Source organism: Marivivens donghaensis, assembly GCF_011806565.1.
In the GTDB taxonomy this organism is placed as follows: domain Bacteria; phylum Pseudomonadota; class Alphaproteobacteria; order Rhodobacterales; family Rhodobacteraceae; genus Marivivens; species Marivivens donghaensis_A.
In genome coordinates this window covers 91,674-109,627 of the sequence record NZ_JAATOP010000004.1, presented here as the reverse complement: position 1 = coordinate 109,627, position 17,954 = coordinate 91,674, and the positions used below count along the sequence as shown (strand labels likewise).

Genomic DNA, 17,954 nt, shown 5'->3' with positions numbered 1-17,954 from the left:
GTGTAAGGATTGTCAGGGGAGAACGGTTTACTGCCGTTCTTCCTTCTGGAATGACCGACTTTAGAGGGCCTGTATGACAGATACCGCCAATGCCGACGAGGAGTGGGGACCGTTTGGCAGACCGCTGTTCGATGACCCCGAAGTTCGCGACAGCCTCGCAAAAGTTGGCGTTCTGGACGTTGGTTCGAACTCTGTGCGTATGGTCGTCTTTGACGGCGCGGCGCGGAGCCCTGCGTATTTTCACAACGAAAAAGTCATGGCCGGCCTCGGCTCGGGCCTCAAGGAATCGGGTCGCTTGAACCCCGAAGGCCGCAAGCGCGCGGTCGAGGCAATCGCCCGTTTCGCGGCACTGGCCAAGAATATGGGCGTATCGCCGCTCGCCACCGTGGCGACCGCTGCCGTCCGCGAAGCCGAAGATGGCCCCGAGTTCTGCCGCGAGGTGCTGGAGAAAACCGGCGTGAAGCTGCACGTCATCGACGGCGAAGAAGAAGCCCGCCTGTCGGCGCAGGGCGTTTTGCTCGGCTGGCCGGGGTCTTACGGCCTCGTGTGTGATATCGGCGGCTCCTCGATGGAGCTTGCGAACCTGCGCGACGGTGAGGTGGGCAAGCGCGTGACCTCGCCGCTCGGTCCGCTGAAGCTGAACAACTTCACGAATAAGAAAGACCTCAAAGCCTACGTCAAAGAGGTCATCGCTGACCTGCACGACAAGATGGACAACCAGACGGGGATGCGCCTGTTCCTTGTGGGCGGTTCGTGGCGTGCGATCGGCCGCGTGGATATGGAACGGCGGGGCTATCCCCTACTGGTCATGCACGAATACCGCATGACCTCGCGCAGCATTTCCACGACGACGGATTACATCAACTCGGCCAATCTCGACGATCTGCGTGACCGCTGCGGGATTTCGAACGACCGTATGACGTTGGTGCCTTTCGCTACCGTGGTTCTTAAGGAACTGGTGCGCGTGTTCAAACCCAAGGACATCACCATTTCGGCCTACGGTATTCGCGAAGGGATGCTCTACGAACAGATGCCCGCGGAACTGCGCGAACGTGACCCGCTCATCGAAGCAAGCCGTTTTGTGGAGGCCAAAGACGCTCGCCTGCCCGGTTTCGGCAAGATCCTTTATGATTTCGTCACGCCCCTGTTCCCGAATGCCAACTGGCAGAAACAGCGGATCATCAAGGCTGCGACGCTGCTGCATGACGTGTCATGGCGCGCCCACCCCGATTACCGCGATGAGGTGGCGTTCGATAACGCGACCCGCGCGAACCTCGGCGGGCTCAAGCACGAGGACCGCGTGTACCTCGGCCTCGCGCTGTTCCACCGTTACGCGGGCAAAATCCAGGGATCGCGGCTCGAACCGATGATGAAGCTGCTGGACGAAGACCAGATCCGCGAGGCCAAGATCCTTGGCCGTGCGCTGCGTCTGGGCGCGATGCTTTGGCTGCACGGCGACGAGCAGGTTGGCGAGCTGAAGTGGCGCCCGAAAAAGCGCGACCTTGAACTGGTGCTGTCGAAAGAAGCCGAAAGCATGTGGGGCGAGGTCCCGCAATCGCGGCTCAAGAGCCTCGGCAAAGCGATGGACGCGGCCAACGTCAGCGTCAAATTCCAGAAGGCTTAAAGCTCGATATCGTCCTCACGCGGCTCCCACGGGGTCGCGTCGGGGCGGCGGCGGATGATGATGTCGCCGTTCGGCAGCACTTCGGGCGCTTCGTAGTTACGGATGTCGTCGATCCGGTCGAGCATTTCCGAAAGCGCCGGCCCCATTTCGTTGACCAGTTCGGCCATTTTGGGTCCGAATTCGTCGCCCAGCGCCTGTAGATCGCTGATCGCGGGCTCCATTTCGTTCATCAGTCCGCGAAAGAACAGACGCGCACCCTGGTCGATGAGACTGAGGCCGTCGGACATCTCCTCGTCATCGGCGGCGTGGGCCGGAACGGCAAGGACGGCGGTCGTGGCGAGTATGGCGATAAAGCGTTTCATAACCTGCGATATAGGGTACCGATCCGCGGCGCCAAATCACAAATCGAGATCGATGGTCACGGGGAAATGGTCGGAGGCGTCAATCAGCGCCTCGCGCAGTTCGGGATCGTCGAAACAGGCAGGGTTGTCGAACGGGTGCCAGATGCGCCAGCGCGGGATTGCTTTGGTCAGTTCGGGCGAAATCATGATATAGTCGAGCAGCGCCTGTAGGTAGGTGCCGTCCGGCCCGATCTTGAACCGCGAGGTGGAGGGCAGCGCCCCTACCCGCCTGCTCAGCGCCATTTTGGCGTGAGGATCGTAGAGCGGAATGCTATCGCCCTCGCCCAGAACGACCTCGATCCCTGAATGGCCGAAGAGTTTTTCGTACTCGTCCAGCCCCGGACCGTCGTTGAAATCGCCCATGACAATGAGGTCGTCGCCTGCCGCCAGTACTTGATCGACGCGGCGGCGGAGCCAGACGCACTGGGCAAGCTGCTTTCGGCGGTTCTCGATCGCGATGCGTATGGCCTCGGCCTCGTTCCGCGCACCGTGCGGGGCTTTCGATTTGGCGTGAACGCCGATCAACCGGAGCTTCCGGCCCGAAGGCACCGTCGCCGCGATTTCCAAGGGCGGTTTGGACCAAGTGACCAGTTCGGGATGCGCGTCGGTATCGAGGTCGAAGCTGAACGCCCCGTCAAAACGCGGTGCTTTGGGATCATCCAGTTCGCCCTGCGGATCGTGGGTAACCGTGATCGCGGCGGGATCGTAGAGCAGCGCGATTTCCTGCTGCGTGTCGTTCTCGAACCCGAGGAGAGCCTTGCTCGTGCGCAGTCCGTAGTGCGCGGCGAAGCCCTCGAGCGCACGAACGGTGGAGCGGCGGCGGTTCTCGTCCGGCGCTTCGATCAGCATGATTGCATCGGCGTCCATTGCCTTGAAAACACTGGCAATAGCGGCAAGCTGGCGGTTCCGTTTGACGTTGTAGCGACCCGACCAGCGGTCGTCGTCCAGCATGTTGCCAGCATTGTCGAAGAGGTTGTTGAACCACTCGACGTTATAGGTGGCAAACCTCATGCGGCGGCTTTGTCGTTGATCTCTTCCCACGCGCGGTTGACGTCGATGAGACGGCGTTCGGCCAGTTTGATCGCTTCCTGCGGAACGCCGCGGGCGAGCATCCGGTCAGGGTGGTTGTCGCGGACAGCGTTGCGCCACGCCTTGCGGATGTCGGCAATCGGGGTCTGCGGGGTCACGCCGAGCACGTCGTAGGGATCACGCTCGGCATCATCGACGAAACGGGCGCGGATCACGCGGAAACAGCGTTCGTCGAAGCCGAAAATCTCGGCCACGCTGCGCAGGAACTGGTCCTCGGCGTCGTGGTATTCGCCGTCGGCCATCGCGATGTGGAAGAGACCCTCCATCAAATCGCGGAGCGGCTGGGCGTCGTCCTGAAACATGCGGGCGATGCGGCGGGCGGAGTCCTCGAATCCGGCAACGTCCTGACGGGCGAGGTTGAAGACCTTGGCCGCGTTCGCCTCATCCGCCTGATTGATCGCAAATACCTCGCGGAAGGCCGTGACCTCGTCGCGGGTCACGAGACCGTCGGCCTTGGCCATCTTGGCCCCCAGCGCGATGACCGCAATCGCAAAGCCGACGGACTTTTCCGGCGGGTTGCGTAGCTTGTCGAACACCGCAGCCAGCCCTTCGCCGTGGCGAAGCGCGGAAATGGCGTCAGCAATGCGGGACCAGATCGACATGACGATATCTACACCATTCAGTTCAGCTAATTACCAGAGACGTCTTTTTGACGCGACCTCTCGTCACATGAAAGAGCTAAATCACCCAGATTTCCACGGTTTTTGTGCGTAGATGCGACGAAGTTCCCAAGATCACCTATTGATGACGAGAGGCTCACGCATAAGTCACTACGATAGATCACACAAACGACCGGATACTTATGTCACTTGCTTCTGCACTCGACCGTTTTTTCCGCCACGACGCGGCAGGCGGTATCGTCTTAATGGTTTCGGCCGTGCTTGCGCTGATCGTCGCCAACTCTGCGCTGACGGACACCTACCACGGAATTCTCAACACATATTTCGCCGTAACATTCGGCGGTGAAGGCATTGAAAAGGCGTTGATATTATGGATCAACGACGGCTTGATGGCAATTTTCTTCTTCCTTATCGGCCTCGAACTCAAACGCGAGATGCTGGAAGGAAAGCTGAAGAACCCGCGTGATGTCATCCTTCCGGGTGCCGCGGCTGTCGGCGGTATGGCGGTGCCTTCGCTGATTTACGCGATCATCAACTGGTCCAACCCCGAAACGGTCCACGGCTGGGCGATCCCCGCCGCGACCGACATCGCATTTGCTGTCGGTGTGATGGCGCTCCTCGGTAACCGCATTCCTGCGGCGCTGAAGGTGTTCCTGCTGACGCTCGCGATCCTCGATGACCTCGGTGCAATCCTCATCATCGCGATGTTCTACACGGCCGACCTGAAGGTCGATTACCTGTTCCTCGCGCTGCTGCCGCTGGCTGGTCTGTGGTACCGCAACTGGAAGGGCTACCACCGCGTCGCGCCGTCCATTCTGCTCGGCATTATCCTGTGGATTTTCGTGCTGAAGTCGGGCGTTCACGCAACGCTGGCCGGTGTCATTACCGCGTTCTTCATTCCGCTGAAGGACAAATACGGCAAGTCGCCGCTTCACGCGGTCGAGGACTCGCTGTCCGATTACGTCTTCTTCCTGATCGTTCCGATCTTTGCCTTCGCCAATGCTGGCGTCGTGCTGACGGGTATCACTTGGGATCAGGTCTTCTCGCCCGTCGTGATCGGTATCGTGCTGGGCCTCTACTTCGGTAAGAAGATCGGTGTCTTCGGCATAACGTGGATTTTGGTGAAAACGGGTATCGCGAAGCTGCCCTACGGTGTCACGTGGCGCCACATCTACGGTGTGAGCTGTCTTGCGGGTATCGGTTTCACGATGTCCCTATTCATCGGTGGCCTGAGCTTCGGTGACGGCAGCGTCTACATGAACGAGGTTCGTATCGGCGTGCTTGCAGGTTCGATCCTGTCGGCCATCACCGGCTACATCGTTCTGCGCAGTGTTCCGGTGGCCAAGGCCGAAAAGGCCGACCGCGCTGATCCTCATGCGGCAGCTGACGTCAAAGAAAGCCCCGTTATCCAAGGCGGCAGCCAATAACGACCTGCCCTGAAACGAAAAGCCCCGCCGATCTGGCGGGGCTTTTTTGTTAGGCGCGGGTGTCGCGGATGATCTGGAGGATATCCTCCGCCGCTTTGGGAATGTTGGTCCCCGGGCCGAAGATCGCTTTGACGCCGCTGTCATAGAGGAACTGGTAGTCCTGCTGCGGGATCACGCCGCCGCAGATAACGATGATATCGTCAGCGCCAGCGTCCTTGAGCGCCTGCACAAGCTGCGGTGCCAGCGTCTTGTGACCTGCGGCCTGCGAAGAAATGCCGACGACGTGGACGTCGTTGTCGATGGCGTCCTGCGCGGCCTCTGCGGGGGTCTGGAATAGCGGGCCGACGTCAACGTCGAAGCCGATGTCGGCAAAGGCGGTGGCGATAACCTTGGCGCCGCGGTCGTGACCGTCCTGCCCCATCTTGACCACGAGCATACGCGGGCGGCGGCCTTCTTCTTCGGCAAAGGCTTCGACCGATTTCTGGATCGCGGCGAAACCTTCGTCGCCTTCGTAAGCTGCACCGTAAACACCAGCGAGGGTTTTGACCTCGGCGCGGTGACGACCGAATTCCTTCTCCATTGCCATGCTGATTTCTCCCACGGTGGCACGGGCAAGGGCGGCGTCGACGGCAGCCTCGAGCAGATTGCCGCCTTCCTTGGCGCGGCGGGTCAGTTCTTCGAGAGTGGCCTGACATGCGGCCTCGTCGCGGTTCGCACGGGTGCGCTCGATACGGGCGACCTGCGCTTCGCGAACGGCGCGGTTGTCGATGTCTAGGATGTCGATCGGCTCTTCCTTGGCGAGGCGATACTTGTTCACGCCGACGATCACTTCGTCACCACGGTCGATCATGGCCTGACGCTTGGCGGCGCTTTCCTCGATGCGGAGCTTGGGCATACCCGAGGCAACGGCCTTGGTCATGCCGCCCATTTCCTCGACCTCTTCGATCAGCTTCCAAGCCTCTTCGGCCAGCTGCGCGGTGAGGCTTTCGACGTAGTAGGAACCCGCCAGCGGATCGACGACGTTGGTGACGCCGGTCTCTTCTTGCAGGATCAGCTGGGTGTTGCGGGCGATGCGGGCCGAAAATTCGGTCGGCAGCGCAATCGCCTCGTCCAGCGCGTTGGTGTGCAGCGACTGGGTGCCGCCCAGCGCGGCGGCCATCGCCTCGTAAGCGGTACGGACCACGTTGTTGTAAGGGTCCTGTTCCTGAAGCGACACGCCCGAGGTCTGGCAGTGCGTGCGGAGCATCGACGAACCCGGCTTCTGCGGATTGAACTCCGACATGATGCGGTGCCACAGCAAACGGGCTGCGCGCAGTTTGGCCGCTTCCATGAAGAAGTTCATGCCGATGGCAAAGAAGAACGACAGGCGCGGTGCGAACTTGTCCACGTCCATACCTGCTGCAATCGCGGTGCGGACGTATTCACGGCCATCGGCCAGCGTGTAGGCAAGCTCCTGCACGAGGTTCGCGCCCGCTTCCTGCATGTGATAGCCGGAAATCGAGATCGAGTTGAACTTCGGCATCTCGTTCGAGGTGTATTCGATGATGTCCGCAATGATCCGCATCGAGGCTTCGGGCGGATAGACGTAGGTGTTGCGGACCATGAACTCCTTGAGGATGTCGTTCTGGATCGTGCCGGACAGCAGGCTGCGATCAACGCCCTGCTCTTCGCCGGTGACGATGAAGTTCGCGAGGATCGGAATGACCGCGCCGTTCATGGTCATGGAGACCGAAATCTGGTCGAGCGGGATGCCGTCGAAGAGGATCTTCATGTCCTCGACGCTGTCGATGGCAACGCCCGCCTTACCCACGTCACCTTCGACGCGCGGGTGGTCGCTGTCGTAGCCGCGGTGGGTCGCGAGGTCGAAGGCGACCGACACACCCTGCTGACCTGCGGCCAGCGCCTTGCGGTAGAAGGCGTTCGATTCCTCGGCGGTCGAGAAGCCCGCGTACTGGCGGATCGTCCACGGACGGCCAGCGTACATGGTCGCGCGGGGGCCGCGGGTGAACGGCGCTTCGCCTGGCATAGAGCCGAGGTGCTCAAGGCCCTCGGTGTCTTCGGACGTGTAGAGCGGTTTGACCGCGATGCCCTCAAGCGTGTTCCACACCAGATCGTCCGGCGAACGGCCCTTGAGTTCCTTTTCGGCCATTGCGGCCCAAGTATCCTTGTTACCCATTCTCCGTCCTCCGTGAACAGGGGCGCAGGTTGCGCCGCAAATGCAAAGTCAGACCGCCGGTTGGGGCGGTTTGCGAAATTTGTCGCACCAAAAGGGAATTTGCCCTCTTAGCGTCCGGCACTAAGATGCCTATATTGAGAGGTATGAAGCACTTACTCGCGCTTGCACTTTGTTGCGCTTTGCCCGCCTTTGCCTCGGCACAGGACGTGCAGGACCCGCCGCTGCTGGAACAGTGGCAGGAAAATCCGTTGCAGATCTTCGACGCAGCAGACGTCGATCCCGATGCGCTGATGTGGCGCGCGCGGATCGTGGTCGTCTTTGCCGAAACCACGTTCGACCCGCAGTACCAGGAACAGGTGGCGCTGCTGCTCGAAGACATGGGCGAGCTGGCGGAGCGCGATGTGATCGTTGTGACCGATGCCGAACCGGACGAACGCAGCGCCTTGCGGTCGAAACTCCGCCCGCATGGGTTTGCGATGGTGCTGATCGACAAGGACGGGCGCGTTGCCTTGCGCAAGCCCGCACCGTGGGAAGTGCACGAGATCACACGGACCATCGACCGCTCCCCGCTGCGTATGCAGGAAGCAGGCTCGGTCCGCATCGGGCGGTAAGCCCGCCGGAGCGGGCCCGTGATATGTCCGCCCTGCCCGATCACTCGAATTCGATGATCACGTCGTCCACGGCGAGGCTGTCGCCCGCTGCGGCGTTGACCTGCTTGACCACACCGCGACGTTCGGCGCGAAGGATGTTTTCCATCTTCATCGCCTCGACGGTGCAGAGCGCCTGCCCTTCCTGAACCTCGTCGCCGACCTCGACGTTGATCTTCACGATCAGACCCGGCATCGGGCAGAGCAGCAGCTTCGAGGTATCTGGCGGCAGTTTCTCCGGCATCAGCTTGGCCAGTTCGGCCTGACGCGGGGTGCGAACGTGGACCTTGAGGTCGGCGCCGCGCAGACGGATGCGGAAGCCCTGCGTGATCTTTTCGACCTTCAGAACGAGGCTTTCACCGCCGACCGACAGACGGGCAAGGCTATCGCCCGGCGTCCAGTCGCTTTCGACACGCATGGTTTTGCCGTTGATCGTGACGTTCGAGCCGTCCTTGTCAGCGTCGATGTCGAGCACGAACTCCTGCCCCTGAACAGCGACGTGCCATTCGGTGCCAACGCGGCGCTCGTGGTTGCTCATGCGGCCCGACACGCGGGTGCGGCGGATTTCGGCAACGCGGTTCATGGCGGCAGCGGCGGCTGCGACCTTCACCAGATCAGCATCAGGCAACGTCACGCCATCGAAGCCCTCGGGGTATTCCTCAGCGATGAACGCGGTTGTCATATTGCCCGAGGTGAAACGCTCGTGATCCATCACGGCCGCGACGAACGGCAGGTTGTGACCGATGCCTTCGACTTCGAACGTGTCGAGCGCCACGCGCATTTCCTCGATCGCATCGGCGCGGGTTTCACCCCACGTGCAGAGCTTTGCGATCATCGGGTCGTAGTACATGCTGATCTCGCCCCCTTCGTAGACGCCGGTATCGTTGCGCACGATGCCGCCGGTCTGGGTCTGGCCCTCGACGGGGGGACGGTAGCGGGTCAGGCGGCCGATGGACGGCAGGAAGTTGCGGTACGGGTCTTCGGCATAGAGGCGGTTCTCGATGGCCCAGCCGTTGATCTTCAGGTCTTCCTGCTTGAACGGCAGGGTCTCACCGTTGGCGACGCGGATCATCTGCTCGACAAGGTCGATGCCGGTGATCAGTTCGGTGACGGGGTGTTCCACCTGAAGGCGGGTGTTCATTTCGAGGAAGTAGAAGTTGCGGTCGCCATCGACGATGAATTCGACGGTACCGGCAGAGGCGTAACCCACGGCCTTGGCCAGCGCGACGGATTGCTCGCCCATGGCTTTGCGGGTGGCTTCATCGAGGAATGGCGACGGAGCCTCTTCCACAACCTTCTGGTTACGGCGCTGGATCGAGCATTCGCGCTCGTGCAGATACACCGCGTTGCCGTGCTGGTCGGCGAGGACCTGAATTTCGATGTGGCGCGGCTGCGTGACGAACTTTTCGATGAAGATGCGGTCATCACCGAAGCTGTTGGCGGCTTCGTTCTTGGAGGACTGGAAACCTTCGCGGGCCTCTTCGTCGTTCCACGCGATGCGCATCCCCTTACCGCCGCCACCGGCGGAGGCTTTGATCATCACCGGATAGCCGATCTGGTTCGAGATCTTCACCGCCTCGTCGGCATCCTCGATCAGACCCATGTAACCCGGAACGGTGTTCACCTGAGCGTCCTGCGCGATTTTCTTGGAGGTGATTTTGTCACCCATCGCCTCGATCGCGCCGACCGGCGGGCCGATGAAGGCAACGCCAGCGGCTTCCAGAGCCTCGGCGAACTTCGGGTTCTCCGACAGGAAGCCATACCCCGGATGGACGGCCTCTGCGCCGGTGTCCTTGATCGCCTGCATGATCTTGTCGATCACGATGTACGACTGGTTCGCGGGCGGCGGGCCGATGTGGACAGCTTCGTCAGCCATCTGCACATGCAACGCGTTCTTGTCGGCGTCCGAGTAGACGGCGACAGTCTTGATGCCCATTTTGCGGGCCGTCTTGATGACACGACAGGCGATCTCGCCGCGGTTGGCGATCAGGATCTTCTTGAACATGCGCAGGGGTCCTTTGAATGCAAAACCGCCGCAGGGACGGAATGGTCCCTACGGCGGTCAAGTGAAGTCAGACGTCCCGAAGGACGCGAAATCTTATCAGTTACAAACCGACGAGTAGTTCGAGCAGGTAACGCCGATTGCGCCGCCAGCGACTGCGCCGACTGCCGGATCAACGTTGGTCTGGCCAGCGACGACAGCGCCAGCGGTTGCGCCGGCAAGGCCGCGCTCGAGGTCGGTGTCGAGACATGCCGAGAGGCCGAGAGTTGCGACTGCGGCGACAATCCAAGTAGCTTTGAACATCTGTAAATACCCTTCTGATGGTTGGAAGGATAACAGTATCGGGAACCATTGGGTTCCGCAGTGATGGAACTTTTTTTGCGCGGCATTCCGCCAGCGCGCATCCACAGATCCGACCTGCAAACTGGAGAAACAGGCCGGATCGTGGAAGGGAAACGTTCGGAAACGTGTGCATCCGAGGATGCAGAAACATGTTGGCACGCCTTGGACAGTGTCCCAATGGCATTTTGCTCACCCCCCTGCGGGTGGGCCGTATTTTGCCGAGCGTCAGAGGACGTCGGCCAAAGCGCGCCGATCAGTCCCATTCCTCGTCATCCTCTTCGAAGAAGTCGCTGCCTTCATCGAACACGGCCGGAAAGCTGATCTTCGCTTTGGCGACGTCGATGCGCAGCATCGCTTCATAATCGTTGGGGTCGAACGCGTCCTTGTCGACAGCCACGACCTCACGGCCCAGCAGCCAGCCCAGACGGCCCGCATCGAGGTTGCCACGCTCGAACGGCTCTTCGCCGAAGTGGTGCCAGAGCGCCGCCATGAAACCTTCGTCCGCCTTTTTGTCGGCATGACGGCGGTCGCGGAAACGTTCGCGCGCGACGAGCGGGGTCACACCGCGCGGGTTGGCGCGGCGGATGGTGAACTGGAAGTCCGAGGACGGAAGGCGCGAAGGGAAGCCACGGTGCTTATGCATCAGAAGGCCTCCTTGCGGAAGGTGAGCGCGTTCAGCGTCGAATAGGTCATGATTGGCCTCGCATGATTGAAGAGAGTCATCAGAATGGCTCCCACATGCACCGACCGTCTTCAATTGTGTAGGCCTCAAAAAACTGAACGACCTCCGGAGCGACCGCTCCGAGGGGCAAAGCCTGCGACGAAAGCGATACGACAGCGCGGTTCAGGCCGCTTGGCACCTCCCCCGCTGTGGTTTCGCAAAGGGCGGTCATATCGGCGGCAATCAAATCGTAATCCGTGTCCGCTGCCAGACCGTCCGACATGAAACGGAACCGCACGAGCGTGTCTTCGGGGAGCGTTTCAAACAGCGTTGCGGACGCACCCGACGGAAGCGCGATGTCCTGCGCTCCTGCCGCGGTGGCGCAAACCACTGCCATGAAAACTCCGAACCGTTTCACTGTCTTCTCCCTGAATTTGTGCGGGGAGGCTCGAAGCGCTCCCCGCTTGTTGCTCTGACTGGCTCCTCCAGCGCGTCAGAGCGGAATGTTGTCGTGCTTTTTCCACGGGTTGGTCAGCTGCTTGTTGCGCAGGCTGGCAAACGCACGGCAGACGCGGCGGCGGGTCGAGTGGGGCATGATCACCTCGTCGATGAAGCCCTTCTCTGCCGCGACGAACGGATTGGCGAAGCGGTCCTCGTAGTCCTTCGTGCGGGCGGCGATCTTGTCTTTGTCGCCCAGTTCCGAACGGTAGAGGATCTCGGTCGCACCCTTGGCACCCATCACCGCGATTTCAGCGGTCGGCCAAGCGTAGTTGAAATCGCCGCGCAGGTGCTTGGAGGCCATCACGTCATATGCGCCGCCGTAGGCTTTGCGGGTGATGACAGTGACTTTGGGAACGGTCGCTTCGCCGTATGCGTAGAGCAGTTTTGCGCCGTGCTTGATGACGCCACCGTATTCCTGACTGGTGCCCGGCAGGAAGCCCGGCACGTCGACCAGCGTCAGGATCGGAATTTCAAACGCATCACAGAAGCGCACGAAGCGGGCCGCTTTGCGCGAAGAATCGATGTCGAGGCAGCCTGCCAGAACCATCGGCTGGTTCGCGACAACACCAACGGTCGAGCCTTCCATGCGGATGAAGCCGGTAATGATGTTCTTGGCGTAGTCTTCCTGAATTTCGTAAAAATCGCCCTCGTCCCCGATCTTATGAATGAGTTCCTTCATGTCATAAGGCGTGTTCGCGTTGTCGGGGATCAGCGTATCGAGGCTGGCGTCCACGCGAGCCGGATCGTCGAAGAACGGACGGACCGGCGGCTTCTGGCGGTTGTTCAGCGGCAGGAAGTCGACAAGGCGGCGTACTTCGGCCAGCGCTTCAACATCGTTCTCGAACGCGCCGTCGGCGACCGACGATTTCTTGGTGTGGGTCGACGCACCGCCGAGTTCCTCTGCCGTCACCTGTTCGTTGGTCACGGTCTTCACAACATCAGGGCCGGTGACGAACATGTAGGAGCTGTCTTTGACCATGAAGATGAAGTCGGTCATCGCGGGCGAATAAACCGCGCCACCGGCGCACGGGCCCATGATGACAGAGATCTGCGGTACAACGCCCGACGCCATGATGTTGCGCTGGAACACTTCGGCATAACCGGCGAGCGACGCGACGCCTTCCTGAATACGTGCACCGCCCGAGTCGTTCAGACCGATGACAGGCGCGCCGTTCTGCATCGCCATGTCCATGATCTTGCAGATCTTCTGGGCGTGGGTTTCGGACAGCGAGCCGCCAAAGACGGTAAAGTCCTGCGAAAACACATAGACCTGACGGCCATTGATCGTGCCCCAGCCGGTCACAACGCCGTCGCCTGCGGGACGCGATTTCTCCATCCCGAAATCGGTGCAGCGGTGGGCGACGAACATGTCGAATTCTTCGAAGCTGCCTTCGTCCAGCAGAAGGTCGATCCGCTCGCGGGCCGTCAGCTTGCCCTTGGCGTGCTGGGCTTCGATCCGCTTTTCACCGCCACCCAGACGCGCAACTTCGCGGCGCTGTTCGAGTTCTTGCAGGATATCTTTCATGGGGCTTCCTCCGCAGGACATTGACGGGACCATAAGCGCAATAAAGTTGCGCGGCTAGCAAAATAGGGCAAATTTGCAAACTGTTGCCTTAGCGAGAATTTGCAACTGCAACACTGCAAATAAATGCGGTGCGCACACATTATCCCGCCGGAATGCAGATAGACGGAACAGAGCGAAATCCGATACGCGAACGACATGACCAAGATTCCCGAGGTCCGCTTTCTGGACCGTACCACACCGCCCACAACAATCACGCTCGTTCTGCTTGCAGGCGTGTCCGCGCTGAACATGTCGATCTTCCTGCCTTCGCTGAGCGGGATGACTGCCTATTTCGACACCACTTACAGTGTGATGCAGATCGCAGTGTCGGGATATTTCCTCTGCACGGCAATCCTTCAGCTGATCATCGGACCGCTTTCGGACCGCATAGGACGCCGCCCTGTCATTCTGGGCTCGCTCGCGTTGTTCGTGCTGGGCACCGTCGGCGCGATCTTTGCGCCGAACATCTGGGTCTTCCTGCTTTGCCGCATCATTCAGGCCAGCGTTGCGTCCTGCATGGCGCTGTCCCGCGCGGTGGTGCGTGACGTCTACCCCACCGACCAAGCGGCATCGCGCATCGGCTATGTCACTATGGGCATGTCGATCGTGCCCATGATCGGCCCCGTGATCGGCGGCGGCCTTGATGAGCTGTTCGACTGGCGCGCAAGCTTCGTGTTCCTCGCCATCTCGGCGGGCGCGATCCTTGCGCTGACTTATCGGGACTTGGGCGAGACCAGCCGCTCGCAAGGCATGAGCATGGGCCAGCAGTTTGCGCAGTACCCGCTGTTGCTGAAGTCAGTCCGGTTCTGGGGCTATGTTGCCTGCACGTCGTTCTGCGCGGGCGCGTTCTACGCCCTCCTCGGCGGCGCGTCCTACGTGGCCGAGAACGTCTACAGCCTGTCACCCAGAGATGCTGGACTCGCGCTCGGGATGCCTGCGCTCGGCTACTTCTTTGGCAACTATCTGTCGGGACGCTACGCGGTGAAATACGGGATCAACGCGCTGTCTCTGGCGGGCTGCATTCTGTCGCTGATCTCGCTTCTGATCTCCGCTGCGCTGGTGTCGCATGGCCACGACACACCGCTCGTGTTCTTCGGGATGATCTCGATCATGGGCCTCGGTAACGGGCTCACCATGCCGAACGCCACGACGGGATCTTTGTCGATCAAACCGGAGATCGCGGGCACCGCTTCGGGCCTCGCCACGGCGATCATGATGGGCAGCGGCGCGATGATGTCCGCGCTCGCCAGTTCCATGCTGAGCGGCGACAACGCGGCCTTTACCCTCGCCTCCATCATGGCGGCCAGCGCGGCGGCATCGCTGGTGTCGATCCTGCTGGTGATCTGGCGTGAGCGCCAACAGGGACTTTCTGCCGCGATCTGACCCCTTGCACCGCCCTTTTGCAAAGACGTAAAGTCGCTTTGCAAAAGGGATGAGGGACAACATGGCGACGCAAAAGCTCTATGCCGGTGTCAAACTACGCGAACTGCGCGGGCGGCTGGGGCTGACCCAGAAGGCGTTCGCCGAAAAGCTCAGCGTGTCGCTGCCCTATCTGAACCAGATGGAGAACAACAACCGCCCGATTTCCACGGCGGTCGTTCTTTCATTGGCGCAAGAGTTCGGCTTCGACGTGACCGAACTGCAATCGGGCGACGAGGCGCGGCTGATCTCTGACATGCGCGAGGCGCTGGCCGATCCCGTATTTACAGGCGCTGCCCCTGCCCTTGCCGACCTGCGGCTGGCGGCCTCGAATGCGCCGACGTTGGCCCGTGCGCTGCTGGACCTGCACGCGGCATACCGCCAGACGCACGAACGCCTCGCTTCGCTCGACGAGGCGCTTGGCCGCGAAGATGCGCGCCTGCAACCGTCACCGTGGGAAGAGGTCCGCGACTTCTTCCATTATTGCGACAACTACATCGACGCCGTGGACCGCGCGGCAGAGCATTTCGCGGTGCAGTCAGGCGGTTTGACCATGCGGGAGTCCGCGATCAAGACGCTCGAAGGGCGGCAAATCACCGTCAAATTCGAAGACACCGAAACGATACGTTTCTATGATGCCGCCAGCAAGTCGCTGGTGATCTCCCGCCGCGCGACCGAGGCGACGCAAAGCTTTCAGTTAATGCTGCAAGTGGCTCTTTTGACTCGGGATCAGCTGCTTGAGGCCACGCTCGATCTGGGCCGTTTCCAGTCCGCCGAGGCCCGCGCGATCGCGAAGCTCGGCCTCGCCAACTACTTCGCCGGCGCCGCGCTGATGCCCTACGCGAGGTTCCTCGAGGCCGCGCAGGATACCCGCCACGATCTGGAACGCCTGGCCGACCGTTTCGGCACTTCGGTCGAGCAGGTCGCGCACCGTCTATCGACGCTCCAACGCCCCGGTGCGAAGGGGATTCCGTTCTTCTTTGTGCGCGTCGATCCGGCGGGTACGATCACCAAACGCCACTCCGCCACGACGCTGCAATTCGCCCGCTATGGCGGCGCGTGTCCGCTGTGGAACGTCCACCGCGCGTTCGAGAGCCCCAACCGCTGGCACCGCCAGCTGGCCGAAACGCCGGACGGGGTGCGCTACTTCTGCCTTGCGCGGGACGTGACGAAATCGGGTGGCGCGTTCCACGCCCCGACCCGCCGTTTCGCGATCTGCCTTGGCTGCGAAGTCAAACACGCCCGCGCGCTGGTTTACGCGGACCACATGGACATCGACACCGCTGCCGCCTTCGAGCCGATCGGGATTTCCTGCCGGATTTGCGAGCGGAAGGACTGTCACCAACGCTCCGTCCCGCCGCTTGAACGTCGTCTGACGGTGGACCCGAACCAACGGGGCATCCTTCCCTACCGAGTGGAATAAAAAAGCGGCCCGAAGGCCGCTTCCTCATGCTGGCTCGGAGGTGCCGAGCGCCTTGGCGATCTCGTCCTTCAACCGCATCCGCTCTTTGCGCAGCTCGATGGAGTCCATATCGTCCAGCGGCTCGATGTTGGTTTCGGCACGGTGAATGGCGCGGTTAATCTCGTGATAGCGGTCGGTCAGCTTCGCGAAATGGGCGTCCTTGAGCCGGCGGGCCGAGATGAGTTCAGCCTGACCCGGAAATTCTTCGTGCAGTTCGTGAGGTGTGTTGGACATCGTCGCGACCTTTCCTGAATGGGTTTCAAGGAAACATTAGGACCGCTGCGCCCTGCCCACATTGACCTGAGTCAGAAACGGCGCCCGAAGGCGCCGTTCCGTTTGATTTATCGCTGCGAAGTTTCCCAGTTCGGGTTCATCCACGGCTCCACGTTTTCGGCAGCCAGAGGGCTGCGGCCAAGAATGTGGTCCGATGCCTTCTCGCCCGTCATGATCGACGGCGCGTTGAGGTTGCCGTTGGTGATGCGCGGGAAGATCGAACTGTCGGCCACACGCAGACCGTCTACACCGATTACGCGGCATTCCGGATCGACAACGGCCATCGGGTCGTTCCTGTCGCCCATCTTGCAGGTACCGCAGGGGTGATACGCGGACTCGACGTGCTGGCGGGTGAAATCATCCAGTTCGTCGTCGGTCTGGCAATCGGCACCCGGCTGGATTTCCTTGCCCGCGTAAGGCGCGAAGGCAGGCTGCTTGAAGATCTCGCGCGTAAGGCGGATGCAGGTGCGGAAGTCCTCCCAGTCCTGTTCGTGGGACATATAGTTGAAGAGGATCTTCGGCGCGTCCTTCGGATCGCCCGAACGCAAAGTGATCTCGCCGCGCGAGGGCGAACGCATCGGGCCGACGTGGGCTTGGAAGCCGTGACCTTCGGCAGCGGTCGCGCCGTCGTAGCGCACGGCGATCGGCAGGAAGTGGTACTGGATGTCGGGATATTCGACACCGGCCTTCGAACGGATGAAGGCCGCGCTTTCGAACTGGTTCGACGCGCCGATGCCGGTCTTGGTGAATAGCCACTGCGCACCGATCAGACCCTTCATGAAGATGTTCCAGTATTTATAGAGGCTCACCGGCTGGGTGGCCGCCATCTGGATGTACATTTCAAGGTGGTCTTGCAGGTTCTGACCCACGCCCGGACGGTCGGCAACGACGTCGATGCCGTGTTCGGCCAGATGCTTGGCCGGACCGATGCCCGACAGCATGAGCAGCTTAGGCGAGTTGATCGACGAGGCCGCGATGATGACCTCTTTGGTCGCGTCGATCACTTCGGTTTTGCCGTCGCGTTCGACCTGAACACCGGTGGCGCGGCCGTCCTTGATCACGATCTTCTCGGCCATGGCACGCACGAGGTTCACGCGGCCCGTCTGCATCGCGGGCTTGAGGTAGGCATTGGCAGCCGACCAGCGTCGACCACGGTAGATCGTGGCATCGAACGGGCCGAAACCTTCCTGCTGCTCACCGTTGTAGTCGCCCGTGACGGGGTAGCCAGCCTCGCGGCCCGCTTCGACGAACGCGCGGGTCAGCGGGTTGTTGCGGGGGCCGCGGGTGATGTGCAGCGGGCCATCCTTGCCGCGCCATTCGGGATCACCGCCGTGACCGCCCGAATGCCAATGCTCCATGCGCTTGTAATAGGGCAGCACGTCGGCGTAGCGCCAACCATGCGCGCCGCTTTCGGCCCAGTGGTCGAAGTCCTTGGCGTGGCCGCGCACGTAGATCATGCCATTGATCGACGAGGAGCCGCCGATGACCTTGCCGCGCGGAGTCGCCATGACACGGCCACCAAGGTGCGGTTCGGGTTCGGAATTGAAACCCCAGTCGTACATTTTCATGTTCATGGGGTACGAAAGCGCGGCAGGCATCTGGATGAAGGGACCTGCATCCGTGCCGCCGTATTCGATCAGGATGACCGACTTGCCTGCTTCGGACAGGCGGTAAGCCATGGCGCAACCCGCGCTACCGGCACCGACGATGACATATTCAGCCTGCATGCAGACCTCCGGAAATGAG

General features: G+C 61.3%; 16 protein-coding genes. 5 read left to right on the top strand and 11 right to left on the bottom strand.

Going from position 1 to position 17,954, the window contains the following annotated elements; genetic code table 11:
• Positions 1-73 precede the first annotated feature (73 nt).
• Positions 74-1,624: a Ppx/GppA family phosphatase gene (locus tag HCZ30_RS07430; protein ID WP_167637648.1), complete on the top strand. Its 1,551-nt coding sequence runs from the start codon at positions 74-76 to the stop codon at positions 1,622-1,624.
• On the opposite strand, the gene HCZ30_RS07425 is transcribed toward HCZ30_RS07430, so the two are convergent.
• Genes HCZ30_RS07425 through HCZ30_RS07415 form a run of 3 tightly spaced genes read right to left on the bottom strand, consistent with a single transcriptional unit; the run spans position 1,621 to position 3,716 of the window.
• A complete protein-coding gene (locus tag HCZ30_RS07425; protein ID WP_167637647.1) occupies positions 1,621-1,986 on the bottom strand; it encodes a hypothetical protein in 366 nt (121 codons plus the stop codon). The two genes, HCZ30_RS07430 and HCZ30_RS07425, sit on opposite strands and share 4 nt — an antisense overlap.
• A 36-nt stretch (positions 1,987-2,022) precedes the next feature.
• Entirely contained in the window at positions 2,023-3,036 is a 1,014-nt protein-coding gene (locus HCZ30_RS07420) for an endonuclease/exonuclease/phosphatase family protein (protein WP_167637646.1), read from the bottom strand.
• The gene (locus tag HCZ30_RS07415; protein WP_167637645.1) at positions 3,033-3,716 is read right to left on the bottom strand and encodes a molecular chaperone DjiA; all 684 of its coding nucleotides are present in this window, start codon (positions 3,714-3,716) and stop codon (positions 3,033-3,035) included. Before HCZ30_RS07415 ends, HCZ30_RS07420 begins: the two co-directional genes overlap by 4 nt.
• 200 nt (positions 3,717-3,916) lie before the next feature.
• On the opposite strand from HCZ30_RS07415, the gene nhaA reads away from it, so the two are divergent.
• A complete protein-coding gene (gene nhaA, locus HCZ30_RS07410) occupies positions 3,917-5,161 on the top strand; it encodes a Na+/H+ antiporter NhaA (protein ID WP_167637644.1) in 1,245 nt (414 codons plus the stop codon).
• Between the two features lie 49 nt (positions 5,162-5,210).
• On the opposite strand, the gene scpA is transcribed toward nhaA, so the two are convergent.
• Entirely contained in the window at positions 5,211-7,337 is a 2,127-nt protein-coding gene (scpA, locus tag HCZ30_RS07405; protein WP_167637643.1) for a methylmalonyl-CoA mutase, read from the bottom strand.
• A 143-nt stretch (positions 7,338-7,480) separates the two neighbouring features.
• On the opposite strand from scpA, the gene HCZ30_RS07400 reads away from it, so the two are divergent.
• On the top strand, positions 7,481-7,948 hold the full coding sequence (locus HCZ30_RS07400) for a DUF4174 domain-containing protein (protein ID WP_167637642.1): 468 nt from the start codon (positions 7,481-7,483) through the stop codon (positions 7,946-7,948).
• A 40-nt stretch (positions 7,949-7,988) separates the two neighbouring features.
• Here the strand turns inward: HCZ30_RS07400 and HCZ30_RS07395 are convergent, their stop codons facing one another.
• From HCZ30_RS07395 to HCZ30_RS07375, 5 genes are all read right to left on the bottom strand, one after another.
• The gene (locus HCZ30_RS07395; RefSeq protein ID WP_167637641.1) at positions 7,989-9,989 is read right to left on the bottom strand and encodes an acetyl-CoA carboxylase biotin carboxylase subunit; all 2,001 of its coding nucleotides are present in this window, start codon (positions 9,987-9,989) and stop codon (positions 7,989-7,991) included.
• Positions 9,990-10,085: 96 nt separating this feature from the next.
• Positions 10,086-10,289 carry a hypothetical protein gene (locus tag HCZ30_RS07390; protein WP_167637640.1) on the bottom strand — a complete coding sequence of 68 codons (204 nt, stop codon included), beginning with the start codon at positions 10,287-10,289 and terminating at the stop codon, positions 10,086-10,088.
• Positions 10,290-10,581: 292 nt separating this feature from the next.
• Positions 10,582-10,971 (bottom strand): hypothetical protein, encoded by a 390-nt coding sequence (locus HCZ30_RS07385; RefSeq protein WP_167637639.1) that lies wholly within the window; start codon positions 10,969-10,971, stop codon positions 10,582-10,584.
• A gap of 79 nt (positions 10,972-11,050) precedes the next feature.
• Complete coding sequence (locus HCZ30_RS07380; RefSeq protein ID WP_167637638.1) at positions 11,051-11,386, bottom strand: DUF6497 family protein; 336 nt, start codon at positions 11,384-11,386, stop codon at positions 11,051-11,053.
• 96 nt (positions 11,387-11,482) lie between these two features.
• Positions 11,483-13,015 (bottom strand): acyl-CoA carboxylase subunit beta, encoded by a 1,533-nt coding sequence (locus HCZ30_RS07375; protein ID WP_167637637.1) that lies wholly within the window; start codon positions 13,013-13,015, stop codon positions 11,483-11,485.
• Positions 13,016-13,210: 195 nt separating this feature from the next.
• Here HCZ30_RS07375 and HCZ30_RS07370 point away from each other — a divergent pair, with 195 nt between their 5' ends.
• Together HCZ30_RS07370 and HCZ30_RS07365 are read left to right on the top strand one after the other, a co-directional pair.
• Entirely contained in the window at positions 13,211-14,437 is a 1,227-nt protein-coding gene (locus HCZ30_RS07370) for a multidrug effflux MFS transporter (RefSeq protein WP_167637636.1), read from the top strand.
• Positions 14,438-14,498: 61 nt separating this feature from the next.
• Entirely contained in the window at positions 14,499-15,896 is a 1,398-nt protein-coding gene (locus tag HCZ30_RS07365; protein WP_167637635.1) for a helix-turn-helix domain-containing protein, read from the top strand.
• Positions 15,897-15,920: 24 nt separating this feature from the next.
• Here the strand turns inward: HCZ30_RS07365 and HCZ30_RS07360 are convergent, their stop codons facing one another.
• Together HCZ30_RS07360 and betA are read right to left on the bottom strand one after the other, a co-directional pair.
• Positions 15,921-16,169: a YdcH family protein gene (locus HCZ30_RS07360; RefSeq protein WP_167637634.1), complete on the bottom strand. Its 249-nt coding sequence runs from the start codon at positions 16,167-16,169 to the stop codon at positions 15,921-15,923.
• A 107-nt stretch (positions 16,170-16,276) separates the two neighbouring features.
• Positions 16,277-17,935: a choline dehydrogenase gene (gene betA / locus HCZ30_RS07355; RefSeq protein WP_167637633.1), complete on the bottom strand. Its 1,659-nt coding sequence runs from the start codon at positions 17,933-17,935 to the stop codon at positions 16,277-16,279.
• Between the last annotated feature and the right edge of the window lie 19 nt (positions 17,936-17,954).

Coding starts and splice junctions, on each gene's coding strand:
- HCZ30_RS07430 (WP_167637648.1), top strand. CDS start 74: ATGACAGATACCGCCAATGCCGACGAGGAGTGGGGACCGTTTGGCAGA.
- HCZ30_RS07425 (WP_167637647.1), bottom strand. CDS start 1,986: ATGAAACGCTTTATCGCCATACTCGCCACGACCGCCGTCCTTGCCGTT.
- HCZ30_RS07420 (WP_167637646.1), bottom strand. CDS start 3,036: ATGAGGTTTGCCACCTATAACGTCGAGTGGTTCAACAACCTCTTCGAC.
- HCZ30_RS07415 (WP_167637645.1), bottom strand. CDS start 3,716: ATGTCGATCTGGTCCCGCATTGCTGACGCCATTTCCGCGCTTCGCCAC.
- nhaA (WP_167637644.1), top strand. CDS start 3,917: ATGTCACTTGCTTCTGCACTCGACCGTTTTTTCCGCCACGACGCGGCA.
- scpA (WP_167637643.1), bottom strand. CDS start 7,337: ATGGGTAACAAGGATACTTGGGCCGCAATGGCCGAAAAGGAACTCAAG.
- HCZ30_RS07400 (WP_167637642.1), top strand. CDS start 7,481: ATGAAGCACTTACTCGCGCTTGCACTTTGTTGCGCTTTGCCCGCCTTT.
- HCZ30_RS07395 (WP_167637641.1), bottom strand. CDS start 9,989: ATGTTCAAGAAGATCCTGATCGCCAACCGCGGCGAGATCGCCTGTCGT.
- HCZ30_RS07390 (WP_167637640.1), bottom strand. CDS start 10,289: ATGTTCAAAGCTACTTGGATTGTCGCCGCAGTCGCAACTCTCGGCCTC.
- HCZ30_RS07385 (WP_167637639.1), bottom strand. CDS start 10,971: ATGCATAAGCACCGTGGCTTCCCTTCGCGCCTTCCGTCCTCGGACTTC.
- HCZ30_RS07380 (WP_167637638.1), bottom strand. CDS start 11,386: ATGGCAGTGGTTTGCGCCACCGCGGCAGGAGCGCAGGACATCGCGCTT.
- HCZ30_RS07375 (WP_167637637.1), bottom strand. CDS start 13,015: ATGAAAGATATCCTGCAAGAACTCGAACAGCGCCGCGAAGTTGCGCGT.
- HCZ30_RS07370 (WP_167637636.1), top strand. CDS start 13,211: ATGACCAAGATTCCCGAGGTCCGCTTTCTGGACCGTACCACACCGCCC.
- HCZ30_RS07365 (WP_167637635.1), top strand. CDS start 14,499: ATGGCGACGCAAAAGCTCTATGCCGGTGTCAAACTACGCGAACTGCGC.
- HCZ30_RS07360 (WP_167637634.1), bottom strand. CDS start 16,169: ATGTCCAACACACCTCACGAACTGCACGAAGAATTTCCGGGTCAGGCT.
- betA (WP_167637633.1), bottom strand. CDS start 17,935: ATGCAGGCTGAATATGTCATCGTCGGTGCCGGTAGCGCGGGTTGCGCC.